14 protein-coding genes are annotated in these 15,407 nt (G+C 69.8%); 11 read left to right on the top strand and 3 right to left on the bottom strand.

The window, feature by feature from the left end:
- The first annotated feature begins 17 nt into the window (after positions 1-17).
- From DER72_RS00315 to DER72_RS00305, 3 genes are read left to right on the top strand one after another with little or no spacing between them, the layout of a single operon-like run.
- Positions 18-575: a DUF1285 domain-containing protein gene (locus DER72_RS00315; RefSeq protein ID WP_110068020.1), complete on the top strand. Its 558-nt coding sequence runs from the start codon at positions 18-20 to the stop codon at positions 573-575.
- Positions 572-2,788 (top strand): ATP-dependent helicase, encoded by a 2,217-nt coding sequence (locus tag DER72_RS00310; protein WP_110068019.1) that lies wholly within the window; start codon positions 572-574, stop codon positions 2,786-2,788. Before DER72_RS00315 ends, DER72_RS00310 begins: the two co-directional genes overlap by 4 nt.
- Complete coding sequence (locus DER72_RS00305; protein ID WP_181395574.1) at positions 2,785-2,931, top strand: hypothetical protein; 147 nt, start codon at positions 2,785-2,787, stop codon at positions 2,929-2,931. Before DER72_RS00310 ends, DER72_RS00305 begins: the two co-directional genes overlap by 4 nt.
- Positions 2,932-3,077: 146 nt before the next feature.
- Here DER72_RS00305 and DER72_RS00300 read toward each other — a convergent pair whose 3' ends face one another.
- Positions 3,078-4,742 (bottom strand): electron transfer flavoprotein-ubiquinone oxidoreductase, encoded by a 1,665-nt coding sequence (locus DER72_RS00300; protein WP_110068018.1) that lies wholly within the window; start codon positions 4,740-4,742, stop codon positions 3,078-3,080.
- Between the two features lie 473 nt (positions 4,743-5,215).
- Between DER72_RS00300 and DER72_RS00295 the strand changes: the two genes are divergently transcribed.
- The 6 genes from DER72_RS00295 to DER72_RS00270 all read left to right on the top strand — a co-directional run bounded on the left by DER72_RS00295 (position 5,216) and on the right by DER72_RS00270 (position 10,517).
- Entirely contained in the window at positions 5,216-5,965 is a 750-nt protein-coding gene (locus DER72_RS00295; RefSeq protein WP_110068017.1) for an electron transfer flavoprotein subunit beta/FixA family protein, read from the top strand.
- A gap of 14 nt (positions 5,966-5,979) precedes the next feature.
- Complete coding sequence (locus DER72_RS00290; protein WP_110068016.1) at positions 5,980-6,918, top strand: electron transfer flavoprotein subunit alpha/FixB family protein; 939 nt, start codon at positions 5,980-5,982, stop codon at positions 6,916-6,918.
- A 277-nt stretch (positions 6,919-7,195) separates the two neighbouring features.
- The gene (locus DER72_RS00285; protein ID WP_146209024.1) at positions 7,196-8,845 is read left to right on the top strand and encodes a MotA/TolQ/ExbB proton channel family protein; all 1,650 of its coding nucleotides are present in this window, start codon (positions 7,196-7,198) and stop codon (positions 8,843-8,845) included.
- Positions 8,829-9,395: a MotA/TolQ/ExbB proton channel family protein gene (locus DER72_RS00280; RefSeq protein ID WP_110068015.1), complete on the top strand. Its 567-nt coding sequence runs from the start codon at positions 8,829-8,831 to the stop codon at positions 9,393-9,395. The genes DER72_RS00285 and DER72_RS00280 overlap by 17 nt, the downstream gene beginning before the upstream one ends.
- Positions 9,388-9,792 (top strand): biopolymer transporter ExbD, encoded by a 405-nt coding sequence (locus DER72_RS00275; protein ID WP_110068014.1) that lies wholly within the window; start codon positions 9,388-9,390, stop codon positions 9,790-9,792. Before DER72_RS00280 ends, DER72_RS00275 begins: the two co-directional genes overlap by 8 nt.
- The gene (locus tag DER72_RS00270) at positions 9,789-10,517 is read left to right on the top strand and encodes an energy transducer TonB (RefSeq protein ID WP_110068013.1); all 729 of its coding nucleotides are present in this window, start codon (positions 9,789-9,791) and stop codon (positions 10,515-10,517) included. The genes DER72_RS00275 and DER72_RS00270 overlap by 4 nt, the downstream gene beginning before the upstream one ends.
- A gap of 188 nt (positions 10,518-10,705) precedes the next feature.
- Here DER72_RS00270 and xthA read toward each other — a convergent pair whose 3' ends face one another.
- Together xthA and DER72_RS00260 are read right to left on the bottom strand one after the other, a co-directional pair.
- Entirely contained in the window at positions 10,706-11,533 is an 828-nt protein-coding gene (gene xthA, locus DER72_RS00265) for an exodeoxyribonuclease III (RefSeq protein WP_110068012.1), read from the bottom strand.
- Positions 11,533-11,787 (bottom strand): hypothetical protein, encoded by a 255-nt coding sequence (locus DER72_RS00260; RefSeq protein ID WP_110068011.1) that lies wholly within the window; start codon positions 11,785-11,787, stop codon positions 11,533-11,535. Before DER72_RS00260 ends, xthA begins: the two co-directional genes overlap by 1 nt.
- A 152-nt stretch (positions 11,788-11,939) precedes the next feature.
- Here DER72_RS00260 and rhlB point away from each other — a divergent pair, with 152 nt between their 5' ends.
- Together rhlB and dinG are read left to right on the top strand one after the other, a co-directional pair.
- Positions 11,940-13,217 carry an ATP-dependent RNA helicase RhlB gene (gene rhlB, locus DER72_RS00255; protein WP_258306129.1) on the top strand — a complete coding sequence of 426 codons (1,278 nt, stop codon included), beginning with the start codon at positions 11,940-11,942 and terminating at the stop codon, positions 13,215-13,217.
- Between the two features lie 4 nt (positions 13,218-13,221).
- On the top strand, positions 13,222-15,360 hold the full coding sequence (gene dinG / locus DER72_RS00250) for an ATP-dependent DNA helicase DinG (RefSeq protein ID WP_110068009.1): 2,139 nt from the start codon (positions 13,222-13,224) through the stop codon (positions 15,358-15,360).
- The last annotated feature ends 47 nt before the right edge of the window (positions 15,361-15,407 follow it).

Raw genomic sequence — 15,407 nt, 5'->3', positions numbered from 1 at the left:
GCAAGGCTGGAGCCGCCATGAACCTCGACCCGCTGCTGGCGCAACTCGATTCTGAGGGCGAGATCCCGCCGGTGGATCGCTGGCATCCCGAGCAGGTCGGCGAGATGGACCTGGTGATCGTCGCCGACGGCCGCTGGCTCCACGAGGGGACGCCGATCGCACGTCCGCGACTGGTGCGGCTGCTCTCGACGATCCTGCGCCGCGAGGATGACGGCCGCCATGCCCTGGTGACCCCGGCCGAGAAGCAGTTCATCCGGGTGGAGGATCGTCCCTTCGTGGTGGTGGACGCCGACCCGGATGCACAGGGTACCTGGTGGCTCACCACCAACGTCGGCGACCGTCTGGCGCTGGGTGAGGACCATCGCCTGTCGCTGAGCGAGACGCCTGCCGGCGAGACGGTGCCCGAGGTGCCGGTACGCTTCGGCCTCGCCGCGCGCCTCGGGCGCAACGTCTACTACCGGCTGGTGGAGGCCGCCGAGCACCGCCCGCTGCAAGGCGGCGGCGAGGAGCTGGGCCTGGTCAGCGCCGGCGTCTGGCAGCCCCTGGGGCGCCTGGACAGCGGCGACACGGCGTGAGGCTGACCCCCGAACAGCGTGCCGTCGTCGAGCACGGGGGCGGTCACGCACGGGTGGCGGCGGTGGCAGGCTCCGGCAAGACCACCACCATGGTGGCCCGGGTGCTGCAGCTGCTGGCCCGGGGCGTGGCGCCGGAACGGATCCTGGTGCTGATGTTCAACCGCTCGGCCCGCGAGGATTTTCAGGCGCGCCTGGCCGCCATGGCACCTGCCGGGCAGCCGCTGCCCGACGTGCGCACCTTCCACTCCCTGGGCCACCGCCTCACCGCCAGCCTGACCCGCTGGGGGGCGCTGTCGCCGCGCACGCTGCTCACCGCCGACTGGCAGGGCGAGCGGCTGCTGCGTCAGGCCACCCAGCGCGCCCTGGTCGACCGTCCCGAGGCGGGGGAGGCGGCCCTGGACGCCGAACGCCTCGAGGCCCTGGCCCACTTCTGCGCCCTGGTGAAGGCCGAGATGCTTCCGCCGGCGGAGCTCTACACGCGGCTCGATTTTGGCGAGGCCACCGAGCACTTCGTGGCGGCCTTCGACCACGCCGAGGCGCTGCTCGACGACCATGGCCTGATGGGCTATGCGGACCTGCTCTACCGCCCGCTGCGCGCCCTGGAGGCCGACGACCGGCTGCGCAGTCGCGTGCAGGGCTTTCTCGATCACGTGATCATCGATGAGTACCAGGACATCAACGTCGCCCAGCAGCGCCTGCTGGCGGTGCTGGCCGGTGATCGCGCCGAGGTGATGGCGGTGGGCGACGCCAACCAGTGCATCTACGAGTGGCGGGGCGCCCATCCGGACACCATGCTGGAACGCTTCACCGCCACCTTCGGTGCCGCGCTCGACTACCCGCTCTCCACCACCTTTCGCCATGGCCACGCCCTGGCCCTGGCCGCCAACCACGCCATCGAGGCCAATCGGCGCCGCCCCGACCAGCTCTGCCTGGCCGCACCGGGCAACCCGAAGACCCGCCTGGCCCAGGCTCAGGGCAGCCGCGCCCTGATCGAGACCCTGGCGGCCTGGCAGGGGGATGGCCGTCGGCTCAACGAGGCCTGCGTGCTGGTGCGCAGCTGGTCGCTCTCGGTGCCGCTGCAGCTGGCGCTGCTCCGCGAGGGGATACCCTTCCGGCTCTCGCGCCAGGATCGCTTCGTCTTCCGCCTGCCGCTGGTCCAGGCCCTGGCCGGCTACCTGCGCCTGGCGCGGGAGCCGGCCCTGCTGGCAGATCCCGCCCACCTGGCGCTGCTGCTGAGCCAGCCGACCCCCTTCGTGGCCCGGGAGCGACTGGAGCGCCTCGCCGCCGTGCTGGCCGACACCCAGCGCTGGCCGGAGCGCCACGACCCGCTGCTGGCCGGCCTCAAGCCTCACCAGCAGCGCACCCTCAAGAAGCGCTGGGCGCTGCTCTGTGAGCTGCCCAAGCGCTCGGCCTGGCCGCCCGCGCGCCTGCTCGAGCACGTGGTGGAGGCGGTGGAGGCCGAGAAGGTGCTCAAGCGCGCCGCGGCCCGGCGCGACAAGGGCGAGGAGGACGTGCGCCTGCTCGACGTGCTGCTGGAGCAGGCCGCCGAGCTCGGCAACGACCCGGCGGCCTTCATCGAACTGCTGCAGCGGCCGGTGCAGAGCGATGCACAGGGCGTGTTGATCACCACGGTGCACGGCGCCAAGGGGCTGGAGTGGCCGCTGGTGGTGCTGGCCGGGGCCAACGAGCAGGACTTTCCCCACTACAGCCGCGACAACCCCTTGACCGCCCAGCGCTTGGAGGAGGAGCGCCGGCTCTTCTACGTGGCCATCACCCGGGCCCGGGAGCGGCTACTGCTGCTCCACGACGGCGGCGACCACCGGCCGAGCCGTTTCCTGGCCGAGAGCGCCTGGGAGGAGTGCCAGCGGGTGGCCGAGCGGCTTGAGGAGGAGCCGTCAGCGTCGGCCGCCAGGGCCGAGGCGCCCCTGGCGGTGTCGCGGCCAGCGCTGGTCGAGCGCTATCTGGCGAGGCTCGGCACCTCGCTGCCACTTGCCTCGGCGGCCTCGTCGGGGGTGGCCGAGGGTGCCGTCGACTATCGCGCCTTCGACGTGGGGCAGCGCCTGCGCCATGCTGTCTTTGGTGAGGGCGAGATCGACCTGGTGGAGGGCGACCCGGACAACCCGGTGATTGAGGTGCGCTTCCGCCATGCCGGCCGCCGGCGCCTGATCGCGCGCCGGGCGCCCATCGAACTGCTGGAAGGAGACCGCCCATGAGCCCTTCCTTGATCACCGCTTCCGAACTGGCCGAGGCCCTCGACAGTCGCCTGCCGCCGAGGCTGCTGGACTGCCGCGCCCGCCTGGGCGACCACCTCGACTTGGACCGCGACCCGTCGCGGCCCTTGGCCACTGGCGAGTAGCATCCGTGCCCACAAGCCTCGATGAGGCTCGAGGCTACTGGTGGAAGCAGCGATCAGTCCCTGAGGTCATGAGCTCCCTTCGGGGGCACAACGAATTGCGCTCCCGCGGAGGGAGCGCAAGAGTAGAGCGGCTATCTTGGATGGGGTCACATATTGGGGTAGTTGGGCCCGCCGCCGCCTTCCGGTGCCACCCAGGTGATGTTCTGGGCCGGGTCCTTGATGTCGCAGGTCTTGCAGTGCACGCAGTTCTGGAAGTTGATCTGGAACTGCGGCTTGCCGTCGTCCCCCTCGATCACTTCGTAGACCCCGGCCGGGCAGTAGCGCTGGGCGGGCTCGGCGTAGGTCGGCAGGTTGTCACGGATCGGCAACTCCGGGTCTGCCAGGCGCAGGTGGCAGGGCTGGTCCTCCTCATGGTTGGTGTTCGAGAGGAACACCGAGGAGAGCTTGTCGAAGGAGAGCTTGCCGTCGGGCTTGGGGTAGTCGATCTTCTCGCACTCGGCGGCGGGCTTGAGGGCCGCGTGATCCGGCGTGGTGTCGTGGACGTTGGGCAGCTTGCCGCCGAGCAGCTGGTTGACGAAGTTGTAGGCGCCGCCGCCCACGGTGCCGTACTTGTGGATCGCCGGGCCGAAGCTGGCGCTCTCCTTGAGCTCGGCGTAGGCCCAGCTCGCCTCCCACTTCTCGGTAAAGGCGGTCAGCTCCTGTCCCCCTTCATCACCGCCGGCGATGGCCTCGAAGACCGCCTCGGCGGCCACCAGGCCAGACTTCATGGCGGTGTGCAGCCCCTTGATCTTGGCGAAGTTCAGGGTGCCGGCGTCGCAGCCGATCAAGAGGCCACCCGGGAAGGTCATTTTCGGCAGGCAGTTGAGGCCGCCCTTGGTGATGGCCCGGGCGCCGTAGGCGATGCGCTTGCCGCCCGCGAGATGCTTGGCCAGCACCGGGTGGTGCTTCATGCGCTGGAACTCGTCGAAGGGCGACAGCCAGGGGTTCTGGTAGGAGAGGTCTATGATCAGGCCCACCACCACCTGCTGGTTCTCGGCGTGGTAGAGGAACCAGCCGCCGTGGGTGGACTTGTCGAGCGGCCAGCCGGAGCCGTGCAGCACCAGGCCGGGTTCGTGCTGCTCGGCGGGGATGTCCCACAGCTCCTTCAGGCCGATGCCGTAGTGCTGGGGGTCGCGGCCGGCGTCGAGGTCATACTGCTGGATCAGGCGCTTGCCGATATGGCCCCGGGCGCCCTCGGCGAACAGGGTGTACTTGGCGCGCAGCTCCATGCCCGGCATGTAGTTGTCCTTGGGCTCGCCGTCGGCGCCCACGCCCATGTCGCCGATCAGGATGCCCTTGACTACCCCCTCCTCGACGATCGCCTCCTGGGCGGCGAAGCCCGGGAAGATCTCGACCCCGAGGCCCTCGGCCTGCTCGGCCAGCCAGCGGCACAGGTTGCCGGCGCTGATCACATAGCGCGGCATGTCGCCACCGGTGTTATGCATGGACTTGGGCACCAGGGCATTGGGCAGCCTCAATGCCTTCTCGGCATTCTTGAGCAGGTAGAGCTCGTCGCGGATCGCCGGGGTGGTCAGCGGCGCGCCGCGCGCCTCCCAGTCGGGGAAGAGCTCGGCCAGGGCGCGGGGCTCGAAGACGGCGCCGGAGAGGATATGGGCGCCCACCTCGGAGCCTTTTTCTACCACGCAGACGCTTAGCTCCTGCTCGGCGGCATTGGCCTGCTGCATCAGCCGGCACGCCGCGGCCAGGCCCGAAGGCCCGGCGCCGACGATGACCACATCGAAGTCCATCGAATCGCGTTCTACTTGTTCCACTGGGGTCTCCTCCCTCGCTTCGCTGCCGATGGTCTGCCACCAACGTCGAAGGTAATTAAAACGGTCGTTTGCTTCTGGCCTGGCTCCATGATAGGCATAATAGCGGATTCAGGTCACCCCCTTCGATTCGTTAGGCCGAGGAGGTGGGCGTCCCAAGGTGGGATTGTTGCCATGGGCCCGGCTATGGCACATTGACAGGGTTTTTCGATGCGGCGCCTATCAAACGCTCGCATGAAATCTATAAAGGCATGTCGCGCCGTTCTAAGGAAGCGCTGATTTATGTCGCGAGCGATGAGAGGCTGACCGCCGCCGGAACGGAAAAACCGGAGTTTACACGGCAGTAAATGAGGATTTTGAGTACCGCCGGCGGTCAGGATATCGAGCGCAGCAATAAATCAGTGTTTCCCCTAAGCGGCCCGTTTCAGGAAGGTGCGCGCACGCCAGTGCCGCACCAGATACCAAGCGAGGACACCATGAAAGTACTCGTCGCGGTCAAACGCGTCATCGACTACAACGTCAAGATTCGGGTCAAGCCGGATCACTCCGACGTCGACCTCACCAACGTCAAGATGGCCATGAACCCCTTCTGCGAGATCGCCGTGGAAGAGGCGGTGCGCCTGAAGGAGCGCGGGGTCGCCAGCGAGGTGGTCGCCGTCACCGTGGGCCCCAAGGCCGCCCAGGAGCAGCTGCGCACCGCGCTCGCACTGGGCGCCGACCGGGCGATTCACGTCGAGACCGATGAGCGCGTCGAGTCGCTGGGTGCCGCCAAGGCGCTGGCCAAGCTGGTCGAGGAGGAGCAGCCGGGCCTGGTGATCCTCGGCAAGCAGGCCATCGACACCGACAACAACCAGACTGGCCAGATGCTGGCGGCCCTCACCGGCCTGCCTCAGGGCACCTTCGCCTCCGAGGTGAAGGTCGAGGGCGAGAAGCTCCAGGTGACCCGCGAGATCGACGGCGGCCTGCAGACCATCGAGCTCTCCCTGCCGGCCATCGTCACCACCGATCTGCGCCTGAACGAGCCGCGCTACGCCAAGCTGCCGGATATCATGAAGGCCAAGAAGAAGCCCCTGGACGTCAAGACCCCGGCGGATCTCGGCGTCGAGGTGGCCTCCAAGGTCAAGCTGCTCAAGGTCGAGCCGCCGGCCGAGCGCCAGGGCGGCGTCAAGGTGGGCTCCGTGGATGAGCTGGTCGACAAACTCAAGAACGAAGCCAAAGTGCTTTGATAGGAGCGAATTTCATGCGCATTCTGGTACTCGCGGAACATCACGATGGCGTCCTGGCCGGCACCACTGCCCATGTGGTCGCCGCTGCCAAGGCCATTGGCGGTGATATCGACGTGCTGGTGGCAGGCGAAAATGTGGCCGCCATCGCCGAGGCCGCCGCCAAGTTGGACGGCGTCTCCCGCGTCCGCGTGGCCGACCACGCCGCCTACGCCCACCTGCTGGCCGAGCCCACCGCGGCGCTGCTCAACGCGCTGGCCGGCGACTACACCCACCTGCTGGCGGCCGCCTCCACCACCGGCAAGAACGTGCTGCCCCGGGTCGCCGCCCTCAAGGACGTCGCCCAGATCTCCGAGATCATCGCGGTGGAGTCCCCGGACACCTTCAAGCGCCCGATCTACGCCGGCAACGCCATCGCCACCGTGCAGAGCGAGGACGCCCTCAAGGTGATCACCGTGCGCACCACCGCCTTCGATGCCGTTGCCGAAGGGGGCAGTGCCGCCGTCGAGGCGGTGGACCTGTCCTTCACGAAAGGGGCCGACAACACCCAGTCCACCTTCCTCAAGGAGGAGCTGGCCAAGTCCGACCGCCCCGAGCTCTCTGCCGCCCGGGTGGTGATCTCCGGTGGCCGCGGCATGGGCAGTGGCGAGAACTTCAAGCTGCTCGACGGCATCGCCAACAAGCTGGGCGCGGCCATCGGCGCCTCGCGCGCCGCGGTGGACGCCGGCTTCGTGCCCAACGACATGCAGGTGGGCCAGACCGGCAAGATCGTCGCGCCTGAGCTCTACATCGCCGTGGGCATTTCCGGTGCCATCCAGCACCTGGCCGGCATGAAGGACTCCAAGGTGATCGTCGCCATCAACAAGGACGAGGAGGCGCCGATCTTCCAGGTCGCGGACTATGGCCTCGTGGCCGACCTCTTCGAGGCCCTACCCGAGTTGGAAAGCAAGCTGTAAGCAAGAGAGCCTTGCTCTCGACAGGCGCATCGAACACGCCGTTGCCGGCCCTCGAACGAGGGCCGGTTTTTTATGGGGTGTCGTCAGGGTAGAATAGAGAATCATTTGCATTAATGTCGCATTGGATCTGGACCATGGCAGAGCAGCGCGCCATGGGGGAGCATCACGCCAGTCGCTGTTTCGGGAGACGAGGGTGAACGAGCGTAGAGGAAGATCAAGGGCGAGGTGGTGGATCAGGTCCGCCTGCCTGTGCCTGGCCCTGCTGATAACACCGGGCATGGCCAGCGGGGCATCGCCGGAGGAGGCGGACCCGAGGCTCGAGCCAGGCGCGCTCGGCCTGGCCTTGCCGCTGGCCGCCGAGATGGCGCGCAGCCTGGCGCGGCTGGAGGCCTTCATCGCCGGCGACCTGCCCTTTCTGGTCGAGCAGCGCCGGGCGCGGGTGGGCGATCTGCGCCGAGAGCTGGCCGCCGAGCCGCTGCTGGCCCATGAACAGTGGGAGGGCTTGGTGGCCGCCTGGCGCCAGGAGCTCGCCTACGGGCGCGAGATCGACAGCTGGCGGGGGCTGCTGGTGGGTGACGCGTCCCGGGAGGTGGACTACCTGCGGCTGGGTCGGGTGGGCCTCTATTTCCTGAGCCCGGATGGCCGTGAAGGGGGCGTCTGGTCCCGCGCGGAGGCGGGCTGGCAGCCCCTGAACGCAGCCGCGCTGGCCGAACTGCGCAAGGGGCTGGCTATTGCCCGCGCGCGGCGCCCCCCTGAGCTGCTGGCGCTGCCGGTCTCCCTGTCGCCTGAGGCCGAGCAGGCTGGCGCCCCCGCCAGCGTGCCGCTGCCCGTGACCCCGATCGCCGAGGATGGCGGCGACGCCGAGCTGCTGGCACGGGTGGATCGCCAGGCCGGCGAGCTGCGTGACAGCCTCGCCGGGAGCTGGCTGCGCCTGGGCAGCGGGCTCGAGCTGCCGACACGACCCTCACAGGGGGCGAGCGGCATCGCAGCGAGTGCGGAGCTGCTGCGTGGGCTGGAGGCCTGGACCGCGGAGAGCGGACGCTGGCGGCGCTTCGAGGCGCCGGTGGCCGACCTCGCGGGCCATATCGCGCCGCGTGAAGTGGCCCGCCTGGGCGACCTGATGGCCTTCGGCGGCGGCGATCTGCTGCGCCGCAGCACCTCCGAGCATGGCGATACACCGCGCCTGGCGGTGGTCGAAGGGCTCTCCGCCGAGCAGCGAAACCGCCTGGCGGCGGCCTGGTCCGGCGGCGAGGCGCTGCTGCTGGACCCCACCGCCGGTCGGCTGTTGGACGCCCTGTCGGCCCAGCCCACCCTGGTGGAGCGCTTCCACCAGGGTGGCGCCGTGGGCTACGTGGTGGTGACGCTGGGCGGGCTCGGCCTGCTCGCCGCGCTGCTGCAGTACGCCTACCTGCTGGGGGTCACCCTGCGGCTGCGCCGTCAGTGCAGGACCCCCGAGCGGCTGCGCGATGACAACCCCCTGGGGCGGGTGCTGGCGCGCTTCGAGGCACTGCCCGATGGCCTGCCGCCCGAGGCGCTCGAGGCGCGCCTGGACGAGGCGCTGCTGGCGGAGCTGCCGCGCCTCGAGCGTGGCCAGGGGCTGGTCAAGCTGCTGGCCGCCGTGGCGCCACTGCTGGGCCTTTTGGGTACCGTCACCGGCATGATCGTCACCTTCCAGGCGATCACGGTGTTCGGCACCGGGGACCCGCAGCTGATGGCCGGCGGGATCAGCCAGGCGTTGGTCACCACGGTGCTGGGCCTGATCACCGCGGTGCCGCTGCTGTTCGCCCATACCGCCCTGGTCAGCCGCAGTCGACGCCTGGTGGGCCTGCTGGAGGGGCACGCCAGCGCGACCCTGGCCGACCACCTGGAGGCGCACTCCACCCCCGCCAAGGCGTCGTCACGAGAGTCCCATGCCCTTTCCGCCTGAGGCCTGGTGGGGCTGGGCCGCGCCGCTTCAACGCCTGGTGGAGGCGGGCGGTGCCGTGCTGGTGGGCATCATGCTGGTGGCCGCGCTGCTCTTCGCCCTGACCCTGGAGCGCTGGTGGTACTTTCGGGTCACCTGGCGTGCGGAGCGCCGCGCCCTGCTGCGCCGCTGGTCGGCCCGCCGGGATCACGCGAGCTGGAGCGCGCGCACCCTGCGCGAGGCCTGGAGCCGCGAGCTGGTGGCCCGGCTGCGCCGTCCGCTGCCGTGGATGAAGCTGCTGGTGGCGCTCTGTCCGCTGTTCGGCCTGCTGGGGACCGTGACCGGTATGATCGTGGTATTCGACGGCCTGGCGCTCAGCGAGACCCACCAGGCGCGGGCCATGGCCGACGGGGTGGCCCGGGCCACCCTGCCCACCCTGGCCGGCATGGCGGTGGCCGTGGCGGGCCTGCTGGCCACCACACGCCTGGAAGTGATCATTCGGCGCGAGCGCCAGCGGCTGCATGACCGCCTGGCCCGTGCCGTCGAAGAGAGGGGAGACGAGCGGGATGCGTAGACGCCGCCTGGAGGCCGACAGCGAGGCCAGCGAAGTGGACCTCACGCCGATGCTCGACGTGGTCTTCATCATGCTGATCTTCTTCATCGTCACCACCAGCTTCATCAAGGAGAGCGGCGTTGAGATCGAGCGCCCCGACTCCAGCGCTGCGACCCCGAGGCCCGAGGCCCAGGTCATGGTGGCACTCACCGCGGAAGGGGCGGTGTGGGTCGACGGGCGCCCGGTGGACCTGCACCGGGTCGGCGCCGAGGTGGCCGGGCTGCTTGGCAGCGAGGGCGGCGTGGTGATCCAGGCCGATCGCCGCTCCACCACCGGGCTGCTGGTGGAGGTGATGGACCGGCTGCGGGAGTCGGGCGTCGAGGACGTGGCGGTGGCGGCCACCCGGAGCGGTCCATGATGCGGCTGGCCCTCTCGGGGCTCGGTGGTGCCGCCCTGGCCGTGGGGCTGTTCTGGCTGCTGGCGCTGCTGGTGACGCCGCCGATGGAAGAGGTGGCGCCGCTGGAGGCGGCGATGCCGCTGCGGATGGCGTCGCTGACGGAGAGCGACGAGGCGGGCGAGCCGGCACCCGAGGAGGTCGCCGACGCGCCGGCGCTACCTGATACGGCGGTCGAGAGCGAGCCTGTCGAGAGCGCCTCGGCCGAAGGGACATCTGCGCTCGAGCCCATACCCGAGCCGACGCCCGAGCCGATGCCCAAGCCGACGCCCGAGCCTGCGCCCGAGCCTGCGCCCGAACCTGCGCCAATGCCGCAGCCAGCGCCGGTCGCCGAACCAGTCGAAGCGCCCTGGGCAGAGCAGGTTCGGGAGCGCAGGGCGGACGAGGGCCGGGGCGAGCCGGCGGTCGCTGATGGCGGGCCGGTGGAGGTGGGGGAGGCCGTGCCGCTGAGTCGCGTACCGCCCGGCTATCCGCGACGCGCCCAGCGTCGTGGGATCGAGGGCCATGTGGAGCTGGAGTTCCTGATTCGGCCCGACGGCAGCGTCGATCGCGCCAGTATCCGGGTGCTGGATGCCCGGCCGCGCCAGGTCTTCGAGCAGGCCGCCGAAGAGGCGGTGGGGCAGTGGCGCTTCGAGGCCGACGGCCGCCTGCGGCGCGCCCGCCAGCGTCTCGAGTTCCAGCTGCGCTAGGTTGCGCTAGGAACCTACAGTCGGCTGGCAAGCAGGGCGGTCAAGGCCTCGTCGCTGAGCACCAGGGGGGTGGCCATGCTGCTGCCCCGGGCATGGTGGCGATCCCCGGCGTGGTGGGCGGGCCCCTCACTATAGGGCCCCGCCGGGAGCGGGCCAACCGCCAGCTCAGCCGCCCCGAGGGGACAGGCTCACAGAGCGAGCTCGGTCCACACCGGGGCGTGGTCGGAGGGCCGCTCCATGCCGCGCAGGTCATAGTCGATGCCGGCGTCCACGACCCGCTCGGCCAGCGGTGCGGTGACCAGGATATGATCGATGCGCAGGCCGCGCCTGGGCTCGCGGTCGAAGCCCTTCGAGCGGTAGTCGAACCAGCTGTAACGGTCGTCCACCGCCGGATAGCGCACCCGGTAGCTGTCGACGAGCCCCCAGGCCTTGATACCGTCGAGCCACTCCCTCTCCACCGGCTGGAAGCTGGTCTTGCCCTCGCGCAGCCAGCGCTTGCGGTTGGCCTCGCCGATGCCGATGTCGATCTCCTCGGGGGAGATATTGAAGTCGCCCATCACCGCGAGACGTTCGTCGGGGCGATGCTGCGTCTCCAGCAGCCGCCTGAGCTGGGCGTAGAAGTCGCGCTTGTGGGGAAATTTCACCGGATGGTCGATGTTCTCGCCCTGGGGGAAGTAGCCGTTCCACACCGTCAGCACCTCGCCGTCGGCCAGCACCAGGCGCACGCCGATCATGCGCCGCTGGGCCTCCTCGCCGTCGTCGGGAAAGCCGTAGTGGACCGTCTCGGGCTCGCCGCACTGGCCGGCGTCGATCATCAGCGCCACCCCGTAGTGCCCCTTCTGGCCGTGAAAAAACACTCGGTAGCCCAGCGCCTCCACCGCCTCGCGGGGAAACTCGCTGTCCTGGACCTTGGTCTCCTGCAGGCCGATCACCGCCGGACGCTGAGTGGCCACCAGTGCCTCGAGCTGGTGGAGCCGGGCGCGAATGCCGTTGATGTTGAAGGACACCAGGCGCATCAGCTCTGCGGACCTCCCTGGTCGGGGGTCTCGGTCTGCTGTTCGGCGTGGATGACGATGCTCTGGCCGGCCTCCTGGCGGGCCAGCTTGCGGGCGGCCTGGAGCTTGCGCTGCTGGCGCTTCTTCTGGGTGTAGCGGGTCGACGAGGTGACCTGGTCGGGGTTCTCGTGGCGCCACTTCTTGTAGTCCTTGCGCCGACCGGTGCGGATGGTCACCTTGTCGGCGAGCGAGCGGGTCTTCTTGCGACGGGTCATGGGTCAACTCCTCTGGTCTGGCGCGCATTCTACCAGTCCCACCGCGCCTACTACAGGCGAAGCGCTCACGAGACGCGCCCTTCGTCGCATTGGCTGTTACAATGCGCGTTTGTGTTATGCACTCAACCACCCAAACGGACAGACAGCAGCCTATGAGCGAGTCGGATCAGATCAACGCACCGGCCCAGGATCGCAAGCCCAAGCGTCGTCGTCGCAAGCCGCGGCGCCGCAACGCCTCCGGCTGGGACCTGCGCCAGTTCCAGGTGCCTGCCGTGGCAGGCAAGTGGCGCTTCCATGACTTCGATCTGCCGCTGCCGCTGATGCGTGCCATTCATGCCCTGGGCTTCGAGTACTGCACCCCGATCCAGGCAGAGGCGCTGACCCACACCCTGCTGGGCGGCGACGTGGTCGGCAAGGCCCAGACCGGCACCGGCAAGACCGCCGCCTTCCTGATCTCGATCCTCGCCTACTTCCTCGAGGAGGAGGCGCCGAACGCCCAGAAGCCCGGCGCCCCGCGGGCCCTGATCGTCGCCCCGACCCGGGAGCTGGCCCTGCAGATCGAGAAGGACGCCAGGGCCCTGGCCCGCTTCACCGACCTCAAGGTGGCCAGCGTCGTCGGCGGCATGGACTACCAGAAGCAGCGCGAGGCCCTGGCCGACCGCCTCGACATCCTGGTGGCCACCCCGGGCCGGCTGCTCGATTTCCACCAGAAGCGCGATGTCGACCTGACCCAGGTCGAGGTGCTGGTGCTCGACGAGGCCGACCGGATGCTCTCCATGGGCTTCATCCCGGACGTCAAGCGCATCATCCGCCACACTCCGAAGAAGGAGGAGCGTCAGACCTTCCTCTTCTCGGCCACCTTCACCGAGGACATCCTCAACCTGGCCAGCCAGTGGACCCATGAGCCGACCCACATCGAGATCGCGGTCACGGTGGAGAATGCCGCCGATATCGATCAGCGGGTCTACCTGGTCAGCGATGCCGACAAGCAGCGCCTGCTGGTCAACCTGCTCAAGCAGGAGAGCTTCGACCGTGTGATAGTGTTCGGCAACCGCCGCGACCTGGTGCGCAAGCTCGATGAGCTGCTCAGCAAGGCCGGCATCAACGCCGCCATGCTCTCCGGCGATGTGCCCCAGAACCAGCGTATCTCCACCCTCGAGAAGTTCCGCGAGGGCGAGATCCAGGTGCTGGTGGCCACCGACGTGGCCGGCCGCGGCATCCATATCGAGGATGTCAGCCACGTGATCAACTACACCCTGCCGGAAGACCCGGAGGACTACGTCCACCGCATCGGCCGCACCGGCCGCGCCGGCGCCAAGGGGGTCTCGATCAGCTTCGTCGGTGAGGAGGACGCCTTCTCGCTCCCCGAGATCGAGCGCTTCATCGGCGACAAGCTGCCCTGCGAGCATCCGCCCGAAGGCCTGCTCTAAGCCCATGCTCGACGAGGCCCTGAAGGGGGAGATCCAGGCCGCCTACCGCCGCGTGCTCGAGGGCCTCGAGTTGACGCCCCGCTACGGCCAGAGGCTGATGATCGCCGAGATCGCCCGCACCCTGGGGGGGATCGAGGCCGACGAGGCCGGCAAGCGGGTCAGCGACGAGCACGTCTGCGTGCTCGAGGCGGGCACCGGCACCGGCAAGACCCTGGCCTACCTGCTGGCCGCGCTGCCGGTGGCCAAGGCCCGCGGCAAGCGGCTGGTGGTGGCCACCGCCACCGTCGCCCTCCAGGAGCAGGTGCTGCACCAGGACCTGCCCGCCCTCAAGGCCCACAGCGGCATCGACTTCGGCTATGCCCTGGCCAAGGGGCGCGGCCGCTACGTCTGCGTGGCGCGCCTCGACCAGGTCCTCGAGGGCGTCGAGGAGAACCCCACCCTGTCGCTCTTCGAGCGCGAGATCGCCAGCGGCGGCGACGACTTCCAGGCCCTGGCCCAGTCGCTGGGCGAGGCCTACGGCAACGGCCGCTGGGCCGGCGATCGCGACAGCTGGCCCGAGGCCATTGAGGACACCCACTGGCGCCGGCTCACCGTCGACCACCGCCAGTGCACCAACCGCCGCTGCGGTCACTTCGGGGCCTGCGCCTTCTTCCGCGCCCGGCGCGACCTGGAGCAGGCCGACATCATCGTCGCCAATCACGACCTGGTGCTGGCCGACCTCTCCCTGGGCGGCGGGGTGGTGCTGCCCGACCCCGGCGACTGCATCCACGTCTTCGACGAGGGCCACCACCTGCCCGACAAGGCGCTCAACCACTTCACCCATCGCTTCGCCGTGGGCGGCGCCCTGGGCTGGCTGCGCACCCTGAAGAAGTCGCTGACCGAGCTCAACCAGGCGCTGGCCGTGCAGCCGACCCTGGCGCGGCTGCTGGCCACGCTGCCCCAGGCCATCGAGGCGCTGGAGCCGAAACTCGGCGAGGCCTTCGCCCTGGGCCACCAACTGGCCGGGCGCCCCGAGGGCCTCGCCGACGGCGAGGAGGCTCGCCAGCACCGCTTCGAGCTGGGCCGCGCCCCGGAGGCGCTGCGCGAACTGGCCGGGGCCCTGCTGGTGATCTTCGCCGAGCTCTCCCGAACCCTGGAGAGCATGACCGATATCCTGCGCGAGAGCCTCGACCCGGAGAAGCATACTGGGCTTCCGAAGGAACAGGCCGAGGCGTGGCTGCCGCTGGTGGCGCTGCTCCACGGTCGCGCCCTGGAGGCCCACGCCCTGTGGCAGGCCTTCTGCGAGGCAGACCCCGAGGGCGAGCCTCCGCGGGCGCGCTGGCTGACCCTGGAGCGCTTCGGGGCCGATCCGGAGCTGAGCTTCTCGGCCAGCCCCGTCTCGGCGGCCCATACCCTGGCGAAGAGCCTGTGGGGCGCCACCTTCGGCGCCGTGGTCACCTCGGCCACGCTCACCGCGCTGGGGCGCTTCGAGCGGCTGCAAGAGCGCGCGGGGCTCGCCAACCGCTACCGTTACCAGCGCCTGCCGAGCCCCTTCGACTACTCCCGGGCGGTGCTCAGCGTACCCCGGGAGGCCGTGGACCCGGCCGACCGCGAGGGCCATGAGCGCGCCATCGTCGACTTCGTCCAGGCGCTGGGGGACAAGGAGGCGGTACTGATGCTGTTCTCCTCCCGGGCGCAGCTGCGCGCAGTGGAGAAGGCGCTGCCCAAGGCCCTGGGCGAGCGGGTGCTGGCCCAGGATCGGCTGCCCAAGCGCGAGCTGATCACCCGGCACCGGGCGCGGGTCGATGCGGGAGAGGGCAGCATCATCTTCGGCCTGGCCAGCTTCGCCGAGGGGGTCGACCTACCCGGCGACTACCTCACCCACGTGGTGATCACCCGGCTGCCCTTCGCGGTCCCCGACGACCCGGTGGGGGCGACGCTCGCCGAGTGGATCGAGAGCCGTGGCGGCAACCCCTTCATGCGCATCAGCGTGCCGGACGCCTCCATCAAGCTGGTGCAGGCCTGTGGCCGGCTGATCCGCAAGGAGCAGGACAGCGGCCGCATCACCCTGCTCGATCGCCGCGTGCTGACCCGCCGCTATGGCCAGGCCCTGCTCGACGCCCTGCCACCCTTCGTGCGCGAGATCGACGGCGTCCGCCAGTAGGGGGCAGGGTAAACGCAAGCGGGCCCGCCAGTCGGCGGGCCCGCTTG

The sequence above is a fragment of the Halomonas sp. A11-A genome (genome assembly GCF_003182195.1).
GTDB lineage: Bacteria > Pseudomonadota > Gammaproteobacteria > Pseudomonadales > Halomonadaceae > Halomonas > Halomonas alkalicola.
This window is presented reverse-complemented; position numbering and strand designations above follow the sequence as displayed.